Origin of the sequence: Pseudomonas sp. EggHat1 (assembly GCF_014892995.1) — a bacterium.
Lineage (GTDB): Bacteria > Pseudomonadota > Gammaproteobacteria > Pseudomonadales > Pseudomonadaceae > Aquipseudomonas > Aquipseudomonas chaetocerotis.
In genome coordinates, this window is the sequence record NZ_JACKQK010000009.1 from 141,341 (window position 1) to 156,453 (window position 15,113).

The following is a 15,113-nucleotide window of genomic DNA, read 5'->3' on the forward strand; positions in this document are numbered from 1 at the left end:
TGAGCGACCTCAGGACTTGAATTGCTGCAGATACAGTTCCTCGACCTTGGTCCGCGCCCAGGGCGTCTTGCGTAGAAAGGTCAGGCTCGATTTGATGCTTGGCTCGTGCTTGAAACAGCGGACATCGACCTGACGGGCCAACCCCTCCCAGCCAATGCGCTCCACCAGAGCGGTGAGAATCGCCTGCAGGGTCAGGCCGTGGAGCGGGTCGTTGCTGGTCATGAAAGCATCCGTCGGAAAAGAGTGGGCATATCTTAGGTTCTTCGCATAGTTTGGGGAACGTCCGGGTTGACACCGGACTGGCAATTACGTGTCAGCTGTCGATGACCTGGCACTCTCCGTTAGCGTGTCGTCTGATCTGATGGGTTTCGCCCCTTACGGGCGACTCACTTTCTTTGCTTGTGCAAAGAAAGTAAGCAAAGAAACACACCCCTACATACGGCCCCGGCTACGCCGGGGTTCCCTCGCTCCATCACCACTCCAGGGGCTCGCTGCGAAGGGCCATCCCTGGCCCATCGCAGCTCTCGCGACATCCATGTCGCTCAACCCCTTACGTGGCGATTCCACTCGGCCTCCTGAAGGGGACTTGGGCGTCGTCTGTGAGATCGCGCTTCAAGAGCAAAAGCCAAACGCTACCGACTTTGATCTTCCAGAGATTTCGCAAGCTCGCGGCCCGGTCCCCTTCAGGAGGCCGAGTGGAGGTGTTGCGTAGGGGAGCGCGCCGCATGGATGCGGCGAGATACCGATGGCGGCCCCACTTAAAGGGCCAGGGATGGCCCTTGCAAGCCGGCCCCCGGAGCGGCGCCGGAGCGAGGAAACGCAGCGAAGCGAAGTAACAGCCGCAGGCTGGCCCGCAGGGTGAGCGCAGCGAATCAAGGTGTGGCGCCCGTAAGGGGCGAAACCCATCAGATCAGACGACACGCTAACGGAGAGTGCCAGGTCATCGACAGCTGACACGTAATTGCCAGTCCGGTGTCAAGCGTACCCGCCCCGCGAAAATGCGAAGAACCATATCTTAGGGCTCCAGGAACGAAAAAGGCGATGACTGCCGAGCAGTCATCGCCTTTGGTCAAGCCAGCACGGTTACGCCGACTTGTATTCGCTCTCGGCCTTGTCGAAGCGGCTCAGCATCGACTGGCTCGGAGCCTGACCGATACGGCTGAAGATGACGATGGCCAGGGTCGCGAGGATGAAGCCCGGGATGATCTCGTACAGACCCAGACCGATCCAGTTTTTCCACACGATCACGGTGGCGGCACCGACCAGCATGCCAGCCAGGGCGCCATTGCGGGTCATGCCCTTCCACAGCAGAGACAGAATGACCACCGGACCGAACGCAGCGCCGAAACCGGCCCAGGCGTAAGACACCAGGCCCAGGACGCGGTTGTCCGGGTTGGCCGCCAGGGCGATGGCGATCAACGCGACCAGCAGCACCATGGCGCGGCCGACCCAGACCAACTCGGTCTGCGAAGCGTCTTTACGCAGGAAGGCCTTGTAGAAGTCTTCGGTCAGCGCACTGGAGCACACCAGCAGTTGGCAGCTCAGGGTGCTCATCACCGCAGCCAGGATGGCGGACAGCAGGATACCGGCGATCCAGGGGTTGAACAGCAGCTTGGCCAACTCGATGAACACGCGCTCCGGGTTCTCGGCGACCGGGCCAGCCACTTCCGGGTGCGCCGCGAAGTAGGCGATACCGAAGAAACCTACGGCAACGGCACCCGCCAGGGTCAGGATCATCCAGGTCATGGAGATACGGCGGGCAGCCGGGATCGACTTGACCGAATCGGCCGCCATGAAGCGCGCCAGAATGTGCGGCTGGCCGAAATAGCCCAGGCCCCAGGCCATCAGCGAGATCACACCAACGAAGGTAGCGCCCTTGAGCATATCGAAGTTGGTGGCGTCGACCGCCTCGATGGCCACCATGGCCGGATCAAAACCACCGGTGGCGATCATCACCACGATAGGGGTGAGGATGAGGGCGAAGATCATCAGCGTGGCTTGCACGGTGTCGGTCCAGCTGACCGCCAGGAAGCCACCGATGAAGGTGTAGGCGATGGTCGCCGCGGCGCCGGCCCACAGCGCAGTCTCGTAGGACATGCCGAAGGTGCTTTCGAACAGGCGAGCACCGGCCACTACACCGGACGCGCAGTAGATGGTGAAGAACACCAGGATCACCAGCGCCGAGAAGATGCGCAGGATGCGGCTGTTGTCTTCGAAGCGATTGGTGAAGTAGTCAGGCAGGGTCAGGGCGTTGCCGTTGTGCTCGGTCTGCACGCGCAGACGACCGGCGACGAACAGCCAGTTCAGGTAGGCGCCGATGACCAGGCCAATGGCGATCCAGCTTTCGGAAATGCCGGCGACGAAGATCGCGCCCGGCAAGCCCATGAGCAGCCAGCCGCTCATGTCGGAGGCGCCGGCGGACAACGCGGTAACGAAGCTACCGAGGCTGCGGCCACCCAGGATGTAGTCGGAAAGGTTCTTGGTACGCAGATAGGCGATCAGGCCGATCAGCACCATGGCTGCGATGTACACCACGAAGGTGACGAGCATTGGAGTACTAGCTGTCATTTTGGGGGGCTCCCCTCTCGTTTGTTGTTCTCGGGCACCGTGCCCTGATTGGCAAAGTGCACCCGCTTTTGCGGATGCGGGGCTCCGGTCTCTCTTCCTCGTCACACCGATATCGAGTGGGCACGATCGAGGCAGATACCGGTGCAGTGAAACCTCCACCACCTCGTCACTGCATCGGCAAGTGCCTGGGCACTTTCCCTGACCTCCCTGGCTTGCGCCTGCGGCCACCGAATCGCGTTACCACCACAGTTCGACTGCAAGAACCTCTCTTATCGGTCTAGCCCAGCAATGCTGGTCTGACCAATAGACGCAGACAAAAACGGTCGTAACGAAAGTGAAGGGCGGAATTTAGTGGCAGAAGCGAGCGGGCTTCTTGCTGAAAGCTCTGGAGTTTTTACAGAAATCTCCGACTCGGGGAACTTCCGGCAAACAGCTGTTTCGGCCCTCCGCCGATAACCTGATCGCTCGATCAGCCGTTGTCGGGCTGGCGAAAAGGCAGATAGCTTCGCGCCTCTTGCGCGTAAACCCGCACGCCAGAGCGCTCCTGCTCGAGAAAATCGACAACGGCAGCATGCAGTCCCGGGTGACGAAGATAGTGCCAAGAGCGGGTGAGAACCGGCTCGAAGCCCCGGATCAGTTTGTGCTCGCCCTGCGCCCCGGCATCGAAGCGCTGCAGACCTTCGGCGATGGCCAGCTCCATGCCCTGATAGAAGCAGGTTTCGAAATGCAGCCGGTCGAATTCGGCCAGACAACCCCAATAGCGGCCATAGAAGGTCTCGCCATCGACCAGACTGAAGGCCATGGCCAGCGCGCGGCCATGCTGCGTGGCGAACACCACCCGAATCATCTCGGGCATACGTTCGGCCAGCAGGCTGAAAAAGTCCCGCGTCAGATAGGGCGCCTGGCCACGCACGTGGTAGGTATTGGCGTAGCAGTGGTAGACGAAGTCCCAGTCAGCCTCGCTCAACTCGCGGCCCAGACGCCTGTCGAACTCGATGCCCTGCCCCGCCACCTGCTCACGTTCCTTGCGCATCTGCTTGCGTTTGCGCGAGCTGAGCGCATCGAGAAAGTCCTGGAAATCCCGGTAACCCCGATTGTGCCAATGGAACTGGCAACCCAAGCGCTCCAGCCAACCCGGTCGTTGCGCCATCACGGCATCACAGGCCGGGCTGGTGAAATTGATGTGCAGGCTCGACAACGCTTCCTGGCTCAATCCGGCTGTCAGCGCGTCAAGCAACTCCCCGGCCGCATGGGTATCACCCAGCAAGCGCGCCCCGCTCACCGGAGAGAACGGCACGGCGCCCAGCAGTTTGGGGTAGTAGCCGATACCGGCGCGCCGGCAAGCATCGGCCCAGGCATGGTCGAACACGTATTCGCCGTAGGAGTGCTGCTTCAGATAAGCCGGCAATGCTGCCTGCACCTTGCCGTGCTCATCGCACCAAAGCCGGTGCGAGGGCTGCCAGCCACTGCGGCCACCGACGCTGCCGCTGTCCTCCAGCGCACTGAGAAAGGCATGACGCAGAAAGGGTTGTGGCTGCGCCAGCAGGGCGTCCCAGACGTCCGCAGGCAAAGCATGAAGCGAGTCGATGATGGTGACGGGCATGAACTGAATCCCAGAAGCCAGACTGCAATATATCTCTAACAAGGCGCCAGCAAGATGACTGCCGGTTTATCAACCCCAACCTTACCGGAAGTCATCATGCGTAAATCACTGCTTGCCCTCGGCGTTGCCCTCAGCGTCGTTGCTCCCAGCGCCCTCGCAGCGCCTGGTATCGTTCATCCCTTCCATGCCGCGCAGGCAAAAGACGCACCGAATGAAGTGCACATGGCAGTCGAGATTCCCGCCGGCAGCATCACAAAATACGAGATCAACGAGGAGGGCCTGGTTTTCGTCGACCGTTTCCAGTCGATGCCGGTTGCCTATCCAGCCAACTATGGCTCGCTGCCACGCACCCTGGGTGGCGACGGTGATCCGCTCGATGCGCTGGTACTCACCCGCGAAGCGCTGCATCCAGGCGTGCTGATCAAGTTCCGCCCGGTCGCGGTGCTGAGAATGATCGATGGTGGGGAGGCGGACGAGAAGATCATCGGTGTCCCCAGCAGTGATGTCGATCCGACTTACGACAAGATCCTCGATGTCGATGACCTGCCGCTGATTGAACGCCAGCGCATCGAAGCTTTCTTTCGCGTCTACAAGCAGTTGCCGGAAGGTCGCAAGAAAGTCGAACTCAATGGCTACGGCAATGCAGCCGAGGCACGACAGCTTATCGAAGAAGCACTGGAGCGTTTCCAGAAGCAAAACTGATCGCAGTGGTCAGAGAGCCCCGGCAGGTCTGGGGCTTTTTTGTTCAGTTGAAATGTATGGCGAATGAAATGGCGATGTTTTCGGTTACATGGCGCCAAGCTGGAAACAATAAAAAACCCCGCACAAGGCGGGGTTCAAAGGAGCAATCAGGTATTACTTAGAACGCATACTGAGCACGGAAGACCATGCCGTCACCGTCGTCGTCGCCATTGGCGTTGGTGGAGTTGTCGACCTTGGCCTTGACGTAGACACCGCTGATCTTGACGGCGTCGTTGACGTACCAGTTGACACCCAGATTGTGGACCTTGGCTTCGATGTCACTGATAGCTGCACGAGCACCGTTATCATCGTCTACCGACAGGTGGTCATAGCGGTAGAAAAGTTCCCAGGCGCCAATCTGCTTGTTGCTGGGCTTGATGCTGTCGAACTTGCCGAGCTTGTAGCCACGGGCTTCACCGGTAAGGGTGTACGCCACCTGAGCGTAGTAGCCATCACCTTCGATATCGTCGAAGGCAGCGCTGTCAGCTTCCATTTCACGCTTGATGTATTCGCCTTGAATCGAGAACGGGCCCATGGCGAATGCGGCTTCAACACCGAGGGCGCTATCGTTGTCGTAGGAGCCTGCCGGCGAAACGTTGGTACCACCCAGAACCAGACGGTTGCCGTTGGTACCCGCATCGTTACCACCGCTGGTGCTCACGCCACGCATGCCCATACGGCTGCGAATACGGGCGTCGAACGCGGTGTCGGAGAGGTCACGCTGGGCGTAGTTGACACCGAAGTGCAGAACGTTGCCGGCTTCGTGCATCGGAGCGAAAACACCGCGCAGGTTGAATTGCTTGGTGCTTTCACCATCGACGTCGTTCTGGTCTTTGGCACTCAGACCAAAGGAACCGTACAGCGAATCACCTGCACTGCCAGAAACCTGGATACCCAGACCATTCTGATGGGCGTTGGCCCAGTCAACCAGATCGTAAGCAGCGGTACGTTCCTGAGCGGTGACCCACTTGGAGCTCGTGGCTTTTTCAAGACCGAATTCAGGGTCGAAACGACCTACCTTGATGGAGACCGGAGCGAAACCGTTGTAGGCGATGGAAGCTTCGTCGAAGTAACCATCTTCAGAGCTGCCGGCGTTGTGAGAGAAATCGTAGCTGAAGGTGTAAGCCCAGTCCTTGTAGACATAGCCCGACAGCTCGAGGAAAGCGCGGCGGAAGTAGGCAGCATCGGCGTTGTCACCGTTCACGGTATAGATGCCGTCGAAGGTGCTGTAGTCTGCTTGCAGACGGCCGCCAATCTTGAAACCGAACTGCTTGTCGGTGGTACCGACTTCCAGACCGCCTTTGGTCTTGATCACGATATCGGCGCCGTCAGTGGTGACAGTACCGGCGAAAGCCTGGGCGGAAACGGCCAGAGCCAGGGCGCTGGCTACGAAACCGGCGAAGTGCTTACGGATCATCGAGAAATTCCCCTGTTGGACTTTTAGTGTTGAAAACACCCGAGCTATTGGCTCGTTCGTGCTGGGGGAATCTTGGCGAGGGGTTATTTCAGCTCAGTTGCTGATATATAAAGATTTGATGACAGCGGAACTTTTTACTTCCGATGTTTATAAGCAGATCAGGAGGCATGCAGCCGCGGTCCCAGCAGGATGATGGTGGCGCCTGCCAGGCACAGCGCAGCGCCCAACCAGTCGCTGAGCATCGGCCGGGTCTTTTCGATCAGCGCCAGCCACACCAGCGAAGCGACGATATACACACCGCCATAGGCGGCATAGGCGCGACCGGCGAACGAGGCTTCGACGCGGGTCAGAATCAGGCTGAACAGCGCCAGGCTGAGCAACCCAGGCAGCACCCACCAGGCACTGCGATCGAGCCGCAGCCACATCCAGAAGGCGTAGCAACCGGCGATCTCGAACAAGGCCGCCAGCAGGAACCACAGATAGTTGATCATTCTCGTCCCCTAACCGCGCAAGGCACCCTCGCGCTCCCAGGCGCAGCGCACGCGTAAACCACCCTCCTGCGGGCTGTGAAAGCCGCTATCGGACTCCCAGCGGAAGGTGTGCATGCCATTGAGCTCGGTTTCCAGGTGCACAACCGCGCTGGCCCAATACAGGCGCTTGAGCAGCCCCTCGAAGGCTTCGATCCACAGGTTCCACTCGTACTCGATCGCGCCATAGCTGGCACCGAAGTGGATCACCTGGGTCTGGTAGAGCCCGGCACCGGGCAGGTCGCAGAAAGAGAACATCTCGCGGCCGAGAAACGGCCAGAGCTCACCGGCCGGTAACTCGGCCAGCACGCCATGGTTGGTTTCACGGCGCAGGCGACGCAACTCGGGATCATCCGAGGGCCAGTCGCGGATGCAGCCATAGACGATGGATTCGGACTCCACACCGGCACTCCTGAAAAAGCAGAACGCCTTCTAACACAGCACGTCTGGGCAAGAAAGGAACTGCTGCCAATTCTTCAGCGAGCCTGGCGTCGGCTACGGCCCAACAGCCAGGCCACCAGCGTCATCACCAGTGCCAGCGCGGTGAGCACCGCGAATGGCAGACGGTAGCTGCCGGACAGATCACGTGCCAGCCCGGTGAGAATGGGCGTCAGGCAGCCCAGGCTGTAACCGGTGAACAGCATCATCGCCGTCCAGCGGCTGACCGCCAGTGGCGAGCCGGCTTCGTACAGCGGCAGCACCAGCGACAGGGCGAAGGAGCCGCCCAGCGAAAAGCCCAGAATCACCGCCCACAATTCGGGAACGAAGCGCGGCGTGAAGGTGACCATCGCCAGGCAACCGCAGGTGACCGCCCCGCACGCCAGCAGCAGTGGATAGCGCGCATTGTAGCGCTGCGCCAGCCAGGGCAGCAGAAACGAGCTGGGCAGCCCCATGAGCATGGCCAGACTGAGCAGCGAGTTACTGCGCAGCATGCTCAGCCCAGCTTCGTGATAGCGCGCTACCGCCCAGGTCGCGATGGCATAGAACAAGCCCGCCTGAATGGCGAAGAAGCAGCTGATCAGCCAGGCGCGTGGCTGCCGCCAGGGCAAACCACCGCCCTCCTGCTCGTCAACGGCGCTGGCCTGATTGGGTAACCACAGCCAAAGCATCACCCCGAACAACGCAGGCGCGGCCCACACCGCCAGCCCCAGGTGCCAGGCATCGCCAAACAGCGCCGTAGCCGGAGCCGTGAGCACCGCACCGCCAGCACCGCCGATGGCCATGCCCAGTGAGTACCAGCCCACCACACGGCCCATCTGGCTGGCGAAGTGACGCTTGATGAAGCCCGACAACAAAGGCCCGGCAACCGCGATGGCGGCTCCCAAAGCGATGGCACTGCCGATCAGCACCACGCTCTGGTGCGCAGCCAGACGCGCCAGCAGCGCCAGGCCAATAAGCCCAAGGCAAAGCACGATGGTGCGTTCAAGGCCCCAGCGTATCGCCAGGCGCGGCGCCAAGGGCGCGAGCAGGCCCATGCACAGCACCGGCAAGGCCGTGGTCAGGCTGATGAAACTGCGGCTCAGCGACAGCTCCGCAGCGATGCGCTCGATCAGCGGCGCGAGGGAAGTGATGCCGGGGCGCAAATTGATCGCCGCCAGCACCAGGGCCACCAGCAACAGGGCCCGAGGGACAGGTTTCACGAGTTATCCGAGGTCATTACGGCAGGCAGGCCGGGGCGGCCACCCTACCCCTGCAGGCCATGCCAGGCAAGCCTGCAGGTGCAAATAGCTGACCTTGTGGTCAGCTGGCGGGTTTGGCCTTGCCACGCATTTTCTCGGCCATGCTGGCCATCTCGTCGTACAGCGCCTGCGGGTTCTTCTGCTTCAGCGCCCAGGCCATACGACCCATTTCGTGCGGCAGAATCATGAAACTGCCCTTGGCCATCTCATCGTGGATGTAATTGGCGATATCAGACGCGCTGATCGGTGAGCTTTCCAGCAACTTGCCAACCTGCGCCTTCATCGCCGGGGTCGGGCCACGGAAGGAATCCAGCAGATTGGTCTGGAAGAACGACGGGCAGACCACATGCACGCCAACCTCCAGTTGACGCAGCTCTACCAGCAGACTTTCCGACAGCGCCACCACGCCGGCCTTGGCAACGTTGTAGTTGCTCATGCCCGGCCCCTGCATCAGCGCGGCCATGGAGGCGATGTTGACGATCTTGCCCTTGCTCTTTTCCAGCAGCGGCAAAAATGCCTTGCAGCCTTTGACCACGCCCATCAGGTTGATCGAGATCTGCCAGTCCCAGTCCTCCAGCGACAACTCGCTGAAGAAGCCACCGGAAGCGACACCGGCGTTGTTGACGATGATGTCGATGCCATCGAACTGCTCTTCGCAGGCTTGCGCCAGAGCGGTCAGCTGGCTGTAGTCACGCACGTCGCAGCGACGAGTGAAGCCGTCGCCACCGGCCTCGCGTACCAACTTCAAGGTTTCGGTCAGGCCGGCCTCGTTGACGTCGGCCAGCGCCAGTCGCCAACCCTCGCGCGCCCAACGCAGGGCAATTTCGCGTCCCAGGCCGGAGCCCGCGCCAGTGATCATCATGCGGTTTTGCATAGCAGCCCTGCCTTCAATGTCTGGTTGCAATGGCTGCCAGTGTAGCGAAGGCAATAAAGCTCCCGCGCCTTCATCAGACTTATGAATAGGCAGGGCAAATCGGGATCAAGCCTTATTGCGCCAGCGCCAGATCAGCCAGACGTAAACGATCAGGTTGACCAGCACCACGATCGCGCCCAGCCAGAGCTGAATCTGTGGCGTGAGCCCAGCCGGATAGATCAGCGGTATCAGGTAGTGCTCGATGAAGCCGCCCTCATAGCCCGCCTGCCCGGCCATTCGGCGCATCTGGTTTTCCCAGGGCGTCAGCGGGCAACCCAGATGCAAGCACTCCACCACGATGCCCCAGACCACTGCAGGCAGGTGCAGCCAGAACAACCGCGGCCAACGCAGCAGTAGCAAGCCACCCAGCAGCACGAACAGGATGAAGCCCAGGTGCACCAGAACCAGGGCGTCAGCAGCCATGCGCCACAGCATCGCAGCTCAGTCCACCACGAACAGGCGTGCGCCGGATGCTGTCGAGGAACGATGGGCCTCGGCCCCATCCGCCACCTGATAACTCATACCGGGCTTGAGCACGAATACCCGGCCATCCTCGAGCTCGGTGGTCAGCTCCCCTTCCAGGCACAACAACACATGCCCTTTCTGACACCAGTGGTCGGCCAGATAGCCCGGCGAATACTCGACCATACGCACACGCAGCGCACCGAACTGACACGTGCGCCAACGTGCCACACCACGTTCACCCGGATGTTCGGTCGCCGGTATCGCAGCCCAGTCCGTCACGCCAAAGGGAATATCACTGATCTGCATCGCCCGACTCCATCGAAATAGAGCGCCACCTTAACGCAGTCACCCTGGGGCGAAAAAAATAGAAAGAAACTCTCAGTTAAAAATGATCAATTGAGAAAAGCTATCAAAACCATGCAAAGGCCACATTTCCCGGCACTGACGAACAGGACTAGCCTCTCCCTCATGACGAAATGATTCTCAACGAGGTGCATCATGCTCAAGACACTGACCTTCACCATCATGCACTTCTGCATCGCCTTCGCCGTCACCTACGCACTGACCGGCAGCGTGGCGGCCAGTAGCCTGGTGGCAGCTATCGAGCCGCTGTGCAACTCGGTGGGCTTCTACTTCCACGAGAAGGTCTGGCAACGTTTCGAGCGCCGTCGCCAGACGTCGGCAGAGCGTCCCAAACATGCCTGGCTGCACCATCACGCCTGACTGAAAAAGTCTGCAATCGGCCAGGCGTGAGCAACGCCTACTCAAATTACTCAAGTTTCCCTGCGATAAGGCAGGATGGTCTGGCACTTTGCCCAGTTTGTTGCTGTCATAAGCCAGCTGTTCAATCCAGACGTTCTCTTATTCACAGGGACTTAGCACATGCCCAGCATTGCCCGACTCGCCGCCTTGCTCGGTGGCCTGGCCTTCTGTGTCTCAGCGATGGCCGCCGATGTGGATGCGCAAAGCTACGGCTATCCACTGGCCAACCCGTTCGAGGCGACCATCGCCACCACGCCGCCCGAGCTACGCCCGGAGCTCCCTGCCGACGGCGACATCAGGCAACGCGACTACTCGGTACGCCTGCGCCCGGACCGCGAATTCGAGCTGCTGGACAACTTCTGGCCGGTGACCAAGCTGCACTACCGCCTGGCCCAGCAGAAAGGCCGTGCACCGCTGATCTTCATCATCGCCGGCACCGGCGCGCACTACGCCAGCGGCACCACCGAGTACCTGAAGAAGCTGTTCTACGGCGCCGGCTTCCACGTCGTGCAGCTGTCATCGCCGACCAGCTATGACTTCATGGCCGCCGCCTCGCGTTCGGCCACGCCGGGCTACAGTCCGGACGATGCCGACGACCTGTACCGCGTGATGCAGGCCGTACGCGCCCAGCACCCGAAGCTGGAGGTCAGCGAATTCCTGCTGACCGGTTACAGCCTCGGCGCGCTGCATGCCGCCTTCGTCAGCCAGCTCGACGAAACCCGCCGCGCCTTCGATTTCAAACGCGTGCTGCTGCTCAACCCGCCGGTCAACCTCTACACCTCCATCACCAACCTGGACAAGCTGGTGCAGACCAAGGTCCAGGGCATCGACAACAGCACCAACTTCTATGACCTGGTACTGGGCAAGCTGACCCGCTACTTCAATGACAAGGGCTATCTGGATATCAACGACGCCATGCTCTATGACTTCCAGCAGTCAAAAGAGCGGCTCTCGGACGAACAGATGGCCATGCTGATCGGCACCTCGTTCCGCTTCTCGTCTGCCGACATCGTGTTCACCTCGGACCTGCTCAACCGTCGTGGCCTGATTACCCCGCGCGACTACCGCATCACCGAGAGCACTAGCCTCACGCCGTTCTTCCAGATGGCTCTGCGCTGCGACTTCGATTGCTATATCGCCGAGCAACTGATGCCCATGTGGCGTGCTCGATACGATGGCGGCAGCCTCAACCAGTTGATCGACAAGAGCAGCCTGTATGCGCTGGAGGACTACCTCAGAGGCAGCGACAAGGTCTCGGTGATGCACAATGCCGACGACCTGATCCTCGGCCAAGGCGACATCGGCTTCCTGCGCCGCACCTTTGGCGACCGACTGACCCTTTACCCGCGCGGCGGGCACTGCGGCAACCTCAACTATCGCGTCAACGCCGACGCCATGCTGGAGTTCTTCCGTGGTTAAACACAGCACGCTTATCATCGCCCTGCTGCTGGCCAGCGGGCAGACACTGGCCGAGGGCCAGGTCGACGCCGACGGTTTCACCAACCCGCTGCAGAATCTGCAGTTCAATCCGGGGCTGGATCAACAGGAATTCGAGCGCGCCTCCAGCGACGCCCTGCAGGTCTATGACCCGCTGGAGTCGTGGAACCGCCGCGTCTACCACTTCAACTACCGCTTCGATCAGTGGGTGTTCCTGCCCGTGGTTGACGGCTATCGCTACGTCACGCCGGACCTGGTGCAAACCGGCGTACACAACTTCTTCAACAACCTCGGCGAAATTCCCACCTTGGCCAACAGCGTGCTGCAGCTCAAGGGCCAACGCGCGATGAACAGCACCGCGCGGTTGCTGTTCAATACCATCCTGGGTGTCGGCGGTATCTGGGACCCGGCGACGAAAATGGGCCTGCCACGATCGAGCGAAGACTTCGGCCAGACCCTCGGCTACTACGGTGTACCCGCTGGACCTTACCTGATGCTGCCGCTGCTCGGGCCGTCGAACCTGCGCGACACCGGTGGGCTGGTGGCAGACTACGGCCTGGAGAATGCGGTCAATTACCTTGATGTGGCCGACGCCAGTCGCAGCAATCCCGGCATCACCGCACTGCGCATCGTCGACACCCGCGCCAATACCGGCTTCCGCTATGGCCAACTCAACTCGCCGTTCGAGTACGAGAAGATCCGCTACTTCTATCACGAGTCGCGCAAGCTGAAGATTGCCGACTGACCCTCGCCAATGCATCGAACTTATCGATGCATTGGCGGTGAATTTTCCACCCAAAGATCGATTCAATGCGACTAGCATGGCGTCATTCCTACCCTTCAAGGAGCCCGCCATGACCTCGCAACGCCGCGTCATCAGTATCCAGCCTGGCCAACCCGCCTCAGACGGCGCCGGTGTGCGCCTCAACCGCGTGATCGGTGGGCCTGGCCTGGAGCGTTTCGACCCGTTCCTGATGCTTGACGAGTTTTCCACCGACAATCCCGACGACTACATCGCCGGCTTCCCGCCGCATCCGCATCGCGGCTTCGAAACCATCACCTACATGCTCGAAGGGCGCATGCGCCACGAAGATCACCTGGGCAACGTCGGCCTGCTCGGCAGCGGCGGCGTGCAATGGATGACGGCTGCGCGCGGCATCATCCATAGCGAGATGCCCGAGCAGGAGTCCGGCGCCATGCGTGGCTTCCAGCTGTGGCTCAACCTGCCGGCCAAGGACAAGCTGGGTGAAGCGGGCTATCGCGACATTCCGGCCACCGACATCCCGCGCATCAACACGGCGTCCGGCACCGAGGTGGTGGTGATCGCGGGTGAATTCGATGACGGCGAGATTCGTCAGGCCGGCGCCGTGCAGCGTCCACACACCCAGCCTCAGCTGTTCGACCTGCACCTGCCGGCCGGCAGCCAGGTTTCACCGCGCCTGGCCGATGGTCAGCGGGTCATGCTGTACGTTTACCAAGGCCTGCTCGAGCTGCCCAAGGCCAGTGCACAACCGGTCAGCGCCGGGCGCCTGGTGCGGCTATCCGACGAAGGCGAGCTGCACCTGGCCAGCACCCATGGTGCGCGGGTATTGCTGATCGCCGGCACACCACTGAACGAACCCATCGTGCAGTACGGACCGTTCGTGATGAACAGCCGCGAGGAAATAGAGCAGGCCATGCGTGATTTTCGTGACGGTGTGCTGGCCTGAAACACAAGAGCCGACAAGCCGTAGGATGCGCCGCGCGCACCGCCCTGCCAGCAGGGAAGCCACCCGATGCGCGCAGCGCACCCTGGCAACTATCGAACGATGCGGCTCAGGCAGGCTGCGCCAATTCGACCAACCCGAGAAAACGGCAGAGTTCGGCCTTGCGCGTCATCGCATCCTGATAGCCCAACTCGATCAGTTCACTGCAGTAACCGGGCTCGAACAGCAGATAGCTGAGCACGCCTGCGCCGCCGGCCTTGGTCGCCCCTGGGCCACGCAGAAACAGGCGCAGCGCCTTGGGCAGCTCACGCTGATGACGGGCGGCGATCTGATCCAGCGGCTGGCTCGGGGCAATCACCAGCACGTCCACCGGGTTCAAACCCAAGCCACGCGGACGCCGCTCCGGCGGCACCAGTGCGCTCATCTGGTTGAGCCGTTCGAGCAGCTCGATATCGGTTTCCAGGTTGTCGATGAAGGTGCTGTTGAGCATGTGTCCGCCGATCTGCGCCAGGCTCGGCGGTCGGGTACTCATCACGCGCGGCAGCTCGGCATTGGGTTCGAGCTGGGCATTGCCGCTGACACCGATCACCAGCACGCGGCTGGCGCCCAGATGCAGCGCCGGGCTGATCGGCGCCGCCTGACGCACCGCACCGTCACCGAAATATTCGCGATTGATCTTCACTGGCGGAAAAATCAGCGGGATCGATGCGCTGGCCAGCAAATGGTCCAGCTGCAGGCGTGTCGGCACACCGACGCGACGATGGCGGAACCAGGGATCGATAGCGGAGCGGCCCTGATAGAAGGTCACCGCCTGACCACTTTCGTAGCCGAAGGCCGTCACTGCTACCGCTCGCAGCTGGCGATGGCGCACGGCTGCGGCGATGCCGGAGAAGTCGAGTTCGCGCTCCAGCAACTCGCGCAACGGCGAACTGTCGAGCAAGGCCACCGGTACATCGCGGCCCAGGCCGAGCACGCTATGGCCAATGAAGCGCGCGGCCTGACGCAGCACGCCAGGCCAGTCGCTGCGGTACACCATATGGGTGTGAAAGCCCTGCCAGACCGAGGTCAGGCGCCGCACCGCCTCGCCGAACTGCAGCGCGCCACAGGCCAGGCTGACGGCATTGATCGCCCCAGCCGAGGTGCCGACTATCACTGGAAAGGGATTGTGCGAGGCGTCCGGCAATAGATCGGCGATGGCTGCCAACACCCCGACCTGATAGGCCGCCCGCGCTCCACCGCCGGAGAGAATCAGCCCGGTGACGGGCTCATGGGGGTGGGCAGCTGCTGTCATCGGC

16 protein-coding genes are annotated in these 15,113 nt (G+C 61.3%); 5 read left to right on the forward strand and 11 right to left on the reverse strand.

What is annotated here, in order from left to right; genetic code table 11:
* Positions 1-9 precede the first annotated feature (9 nt).
* The 3 genes from INS93_RS15790 to INS93_RS15800 all read right to left on the reverse strand — a co-directional run bounded on the left by INS93_RS15790 (position 10) and on the right by INS93_RS15800 (position 4,171).
* The gene (locus INS93_RS15790; RefSeq protein ID WP_160020695.1) at positions 10-222 is read right to left on the reverse strand and encodes a VF530 family DNA-binding protein; all 213 of its coding nucleotides are present in this window, start codon (positions 220-222) and stop codon (positions 10-12) included.
* 861 nt (positions 223-1,083) lie between these two features.
* Positions 1,084-2,568, reverse strand: coding sequence for a sodium/proline symporter PutP (gene putP / locus INS93_RS15795; RefSeq protein ID WP_192983697.1), 1,485 nt, complete (start codon positions 2,566-2,568; stop codon positions 1,084-1,086).
* 469 nt (positions 2,569-3,037) lie between these two features.
* Positions 3,038-4,171, reverse strand: a complete 1,134-nt coding sequence (locus INS93_RS15800; RefSeq protein WP_192983700.1) for a GNAT family N-acetyltransferase — start codon at positions 4,169-4,171, stop codon at positions 3,038-3,040.
* A 96-nt stretch (positions 4,172-4,267) separates the two neighbouring features.
* On the opposite strand from INS93_RS15800, the gene INS93_RS15805 reads away from it, so the two are divergent.
* Positions 4,268-4,873 (forward strand): inorganic diphosphatase, encoded by a 606-nt coding sequence (locus INS93_RS15805; protein ID WP_075745977.1) that lies wholly within the window; start codon positions 4,268-4,270, stop codon positions 4,871-4,873.
* Between the two features lie 157 nt (positions 4,874-5,030).
* On the opposite strand, the gene INS93_RS15810 is transcribed toward INS93_RS15805, so the two are convergent.
* The 7 genes from INS93_RS15810 to INS93_RS15840 all read right to left on the reverse strand — a co-directional run bounded on the left by INS93_RS15810 (position 5,031) and on the right by INS93_RS15840 (position 10,219).
* Positions 5,031-6,329, reverse strand: coding sequence for an OprO/OprP family phosphate-selective porin (locus tag INS93_RS15810; protein WP_075745975.1), 1,299 nt, complete (start codon positions 6,327-6,329; stop codon positions 5,031-5,033).
* Positions 6,330-6,487: 158 nt separating this feature from the next.
* Complete coding sequence (locus INS93_RS15815; protein WP_021488324.1) at positions 6,488-6,820, reverse strand: YnfA family protein; 333 nt, start codon at positions 6,818-6,820, stop codon at positions 6,488-6,490.
* Between the two features lie 9 nt (positions 6,821-6,829).
* Positions 6,830-7,258, reverse strand: a complete 429-nt coding sequence (locus INS93_RS15820; protein WP_075745973.1) for a hypothetical protein — start codon at positions 7,256-7,258, stop codon at positions 6,830-6,832.
* A gap of 74 nt (positions 7,259-7,332) precedes the next feature.
* A complete protein-coding gene (locus tag INS93_RS15825; RefSeq protein ID WP_075745971.1) occupies positions 7,333-8,496 on the reverse strand; it encodes a CynX/NimT family MFS transporter in 1,164 nt (387 codons plus the stop codon).
* 100 nt (positions 8,497-8,596) lie between these two features.
* On the reverse strand, positions 8,597-9,409 hold the full coding sequence (locus tag INS93_RS15830; RefSeq protein ID WP_192983703.1) for an SDR family oxidoreductase: 813 nt from the start codon (positions 9,407-9,409) through the stop codon (positions 8,597-8,599).
* A gap of 105 nt (positions 9,410-9,514) precedes the next feature.
* Positions 9,515-9,883, reverse strand: a complete 369-nt coding sequence (locus INS93_RS15835) for a DUF2784 domain-containing protein (RefSeq protein WP_021488320.1) — start codon at positions 9,881-9,883, stop codon at positions 9,515-9,517.
* 6 nt (positions 9,884-9,889) lie between these two features.
* Positions 9,890-10,219, reverse strand: coding sequence for a DHCW motif cupin fold protein (locus INS93_RS15840; RefSeq protein ID WP_192983706.1), 330 nt, complete (start codon positions 10,217-10,219; stop codon positions 9,890-9,892).
* Between the two features lie 192 nt (positions 10,220-10,411).
* Between INS93_RS15840 and INS93_RS15845 the strand changes: the two genes are divergently transcribed.
* The 4 genes from INS93_RS15845 (at position 10,412) to INS93_RS15860 (ending at position 13,821) form a co-directional block, all read left to right on the forward strand.
* On the forward strand, positions 10,412-10,636 hold the full coding sequence (locus INS93_RS15845; RefSeq protein WP_192983709.1) for a DUF2061 domain-containing protein: 225 nt from the start codon (positions 10,412-10,414) through the stop codon (positions 10,634-10,636).
* A gap of 159 nt (positions 10,637-10,795) precedes the next feature.
* Complete coding sequence (locus INS93_RS15850; RefSeq protein ID WP_192983712.1) at positions 10,796-12,094, forward strand: serine/threonine protein kinase; 1,299 nt, start codon at positions 10,796-10,798, stop codon at positions 12,092-12,094.
* A gap of 13 nt (positions 12,095-12,107) precedes the next feature.
* Positions 12,108-12,857 (forward strand): VacJ family lipoprotein, encoded by a 750-nt coding sequence (locus tag INS93_RS15855; RefSeq protein WP_224490568.1) that lies wholly within the window; start codon positions 12,108-12,110, stop codon positions 12,855-12,857.
* A gap of 109 nt (positions 12,858-12,966) precedes the next feature.
* Positions 12,967-13,821: a pirin family protein gene (locus tag INS93_RS15860; protein ID WP_192983718.1), complete on the forward strand. Its 855-nt coding sequence runs from the start codon at positions 12,967-12,969 to the stop codon at positions 13,819-13,821.
* Positions 13,822-13,927: 106 nt separating this feature from the next.
* Here INS93_RS15860 and INS93_RS15865 read toward each other — a convergent pair whose 3' ends face one another.
* Complete coding sequence (locus INS93_RS15865; protein ID WP_192983721.1) at positions 13,928-15,109, reverse strand: patatin-like phospholipase family protein; 1,182 nt, start codon at positions 15,107-15,109, stop codon at positions 13,928-13,930.
* Positions 15,110-15,113: the final 4 nt, after the last annotated feature.